Annotated in this window: 2 protein-coding genes; both read right to left on the bottom strand. The window is 59.7% G+C overall.

Going from position 1 to position 3744, the window contains the following annotated elements:
* Positions 1-49 precede the first annotated feature (49 nt).
* Positions 50-3022, bottom strand: coding sequence for a Tn3 family transposase (locus ACOTYN_RS25910; protein ID WP_001138073.1), 2973 nt, complete (start codon positions 3020-3022; stop codon positions 50-52).
* Between the two features lie 2 nt (positions 3023-3024).
* The gene (locus ACOTYN_RS25905; RefSeq protein ID WP_001162012.1) at positions 3025-3582 is read right to left on the bottom strand and encodes a recombinase family protein; all 558 of its coding nucleotides are present in this window, start codon (positions 3580-3582) and stop codon (positions 3025-3027) included.
* Positions 3583-3744 lie beyond the last annotated feature (162 nt).

The following is a 3744-nucleotide window of genomic DNA, read 5'->3' as shown; positions in this document are numbered from 1 at the left end:
AGCATAGTACCGGGAAGGAGGGAGTGACCATCTCATTAAATAAAGCACGCTAAGCCGGTGGCAGCGGTCGCAATGGCCTAAACTTCCCCGCACCGACCTTGGCGCTGCTGCGCCATAGGTAATCGCCGGTCAGGTTGATGTGCTCCCACCCCAGCGGCGACAGATATTGCAACAATGTGTCGTCCAGCGCCGTGCCGTTGCCACGCAAAGCACTGGTGGCACGCTCCAGATATACCGTGTTCCACAACACGATGGCCGCCGTCACCAGATTGAGGCCGCTGGCCCGGTAGCGCTGCTGCTCAAAACTGCGGTCGCGGATTTCACCCAATCGGTAGAAGAAGACCGCCCTGGCCAGCGCGTTGCGCGCCTCGCCCTTATTCAGCCCCGCATGGACGCGGCGGCGCAGCTCCACGCTTTGCAGCCAATCCAAAATGAACAGCGTGCGCTCGATGCGCCCCAGCTCGCGCAACGCCACGGCCAAGCCGTTCTGGCGCGGGTAGCTGCCGAGTTTGCGCAGCATCAGCGAAGCCGTTACCGTGCCTTGCTTGATGGAGGTGGCCAGCCGCAGAATTTCATCCCAATGGGCGCGTATTTGCTTGATGTTCAGCCTGTCGCTGCTAATCATCGGCTTGAGCGCGTCATAGGCGGCATCGCCCTTGGGGATGAATAGCTTGGTTTCGCCCAAGTCACGGATACGCGGCGCGAAGCGAAATCCCAGCAAATGCATCAAGCCAAACACGTGATCGGTGAAGCCTGCCGTGTCGGTGTAGTGTTCCTCGATGCGCAAGTCCGACTCGTGGTACAGCAGGCCATCAAGCACGTAAGTTGAATCACGAATGCCCACGTTGACCACCTTGGCACTGAAGGGCGCGTACTGGTCGGAGATATGGGTGTAGAAAGTCCGTCCTGGACTGCTTCCATACTTCGGGTTGATATGACCAGTGCTTTCTGCTTTGCTGCCGGTTCTGAAGTTCTGGCCGTCCGACGATGACGTGGTGCCGTCACCCCAGTTGCCGGCGAAGGGTTGCCGAAACTGCGCATTCACCAGCTCGGCCAGCGCCGTCGAATAGGTTTCATCGCGGATGTGCCAGGCTTGCAGCCAAGACAGCTTGGCGTAGGTGGTGCCAGGGCAGGACTCGGCCATTTTGGTCAGACCCAGGTTGATCGCGTCGGCCAGGATCGTCGTCAACAGCAAGGTTTTGTCCTTGGCCGTGTCGCTGGTCTTCAGGTGTGTGAAGTGGCGGGTGAAGCCCGTCCATTCATCGACCTCCATCAGCAACTCGGTGATTTTGAGGTGCGGCAGCAGCATAGCTGTCTGGTCGATCATGGCTTGCGCGGCGTCTGGTACTGCCGCGTCCAGCGGCGTGATCTTCAGGCCTGACGCGGTGGTGATGATGGCATCCGGTAAGTCGTTGGCCGCAGCCATGCGGTTGACTGTGGCGAGTTGCGCCTCCAACAATTCCAACCGGTCATGCAGGTATTGGTCGCAGTCGGTGGCCACTGCCAGCGGCAATTCGCTGGCCAGCTTCAAAGTGGCGAACTTCTCGACCGGCACCAGGTATTCGTCGAAGTCCTTGAACTGGCGAGAACCCTGCACCCAGACATCACCGGAGCGCAGCGCGTTCTTCAGCTCCGACAGGGCGCATAACTCGTAGTAACGCCGGTCGATGCCGTCGTCGGTCAGAACCAGCTTTGCCCAGCGCGGCTTGATGAATGCGGTTGGCGCATCGGCGGGCACCTTGCGCGCGCTGTCGCTGTTCATGCCGCGCAGCATGTCGATGGCATCGAGCACACCCTTGGCGGCGGGCGCAGCCCGCAATTTGAGCACGCCCAGGAACTGCGGCGCGTAGCGGCGTAGCGTGGCATAGCTTTCACCGATGTGGTGCAGGAAATCAAAGTCGGCAGGCCGCGCCAATGTTTGCGCTTCGGTGACGCTGGCGGCGAAGGTGTCCCAGGGCATAACGGCCTCGATGGCGGCGAACGGATCGCTGCCGCTTTGCTTGGCCTCAATCAACGCTTGACCGATGCGCCCATACATCCGCACCTTGTCGTTGATCGCCTTGCCGGAAGCCTGGAACTGCTGCTGATGCTTGTTCTTGGCCGCGTTGAACAGCTTGCCGATGATGCGATCGTGAAGGTCGATGATTTCATCGGTGACGGTGGCCATGCCTTCGATGGCCAGCGCTACCAGCGTGGCATAGCGTCGTTGCACCTCGAACTTTGCCAGATCAGCAGGCGTCATCTGGCCACCTTCACGAGCGATTTTGAGCAGGCGGTTCTGGTGAACCTGCCGCTCGATGCCTGCGGGCAGATCAAGTGCTTGCCAGGATTTCAGGCGCTCAATATGTTCGAGCATGTGGCGAGAGTTCGGTTTGGCAGGCGACTGGCGCAGCCATGCCAGCCACGTCACTTTACTGCCGTCCTTGCGCTTGAGAAGTTCGTCCAGGCGCTGACGGTGGGGTGATAACAAAGAATCGGTCAGCGCCGCGTAAATGCGTCGGTTGGCACGGGTGATGGCCTCGGCGCTTGCGCGCTCGATGGCATTCATGGCGGGCAGGATAATGCTCTGCCGCCGCAGATTCTCGACAAGTGCGCTCGCCAGCACGATGCCTTTGTCGGTCTGCAAGGCCAGCTCGGTCAATGTATGCACGGCTTGCCGATAGTGGCTCATGGTGAAGGGCTTGAACCCAAAAACCGTTTGCAGCTCGACCAAGTGCTCCCGCCGTGTCTGTTCGCGCTGGCCGTACTCGCTCCAACTTTCCACTGGCATCTTGAGTTGCGCGGCCACCATGCGCAACAGGGGCGGAAACGGAGGCTCATCGACGCCCAAAAAGGTGCCAGGGAATCGCAAGTAGCAAAGCTGCACAGCGAAGCCCAATCGATTCGCGGCGCCGCGACGCTGACGGATCACCGACAGGTCGGTTTCGTTGAACGTGTAGTGCCGTATCAGTTCGTCTTTGGCATCTGGCAGTGCCAGCAGGCTTTCGCGCTCGGTGGCGGACAGGATTGAGCGGCGTGGCATGGTCAGTCTTCCCGCAGGTACTGGTACAAGGTTTCGCGGCTGATGCCGAAGTCACGGGCCACCAAGGTTTTTTGGTCGCCTGCCGCAACTCGCCGTTTCAACTCGGCAATTTGTTCGCTGTTCAGCGATTTCTTTCGTCCCCGGTAGGCACCGCGCTGCTTGGCCAGCACGATTCCCTCGCGCTGACGTTCGCGGATCAGGGCGCGCTCGAACTCAGCGAAGGCTCCCATGACCGACAGCATCAGATTGGCCATCGGTGAGTCCTCGCCGGTGAACTTCAGCCCTTCTTTGACGAACTCCATGCGCACGCCCCGTTGTGTCAGCCCTTGGACGATGCGGCGCAGGTCATCAAGGTTGCGTGCCAGCCTGTCCATGCTATGCACCACCACGGTGTCGCCCTCGCGGACGAAGGCCAGCAGCCTTTCCAGCTCGGGACGCTGGGTGTCCTTGCCAGAAGCCTTGTCGGTGAACACCCGCGCCACCTGAACACCCTCCAATTGCCGTTCCGGGTTCTGGTCGAAGCTGCTGACGCGGACATAGCCGATGCGTTGACCTTGCAAGATGCCTCCAAAGGCAAAAGTGTCAGGATGAAATCTGTTACCTTTGACGGAATATGTCAATCAATAGGAAATTTAACTCTATTCTGACATCGTTTGCACATGGTGTCGTTTTCAGAAGACGGCTGCACTGAACGTCAGAAGCCGACTGCACTATAGCAGCGG

The sequence above is a fragment of the Enterobacter cloacae complex sp. IR5458 genome, from assembly GCF_049238025.1.
Classification (GTDB): domain Bacteria; phylum Pseudomonadota; class Gammaproteobacteria; order Enterobacterales; family Enterobacteriaceae; genus Enterobacter; species Enterobacter kobei.
The sequence above is the reverse complement of the archived record's forward strand: the minus strand, read 5'-3'. Positions and strand labels throughout refer to the sequence as shown.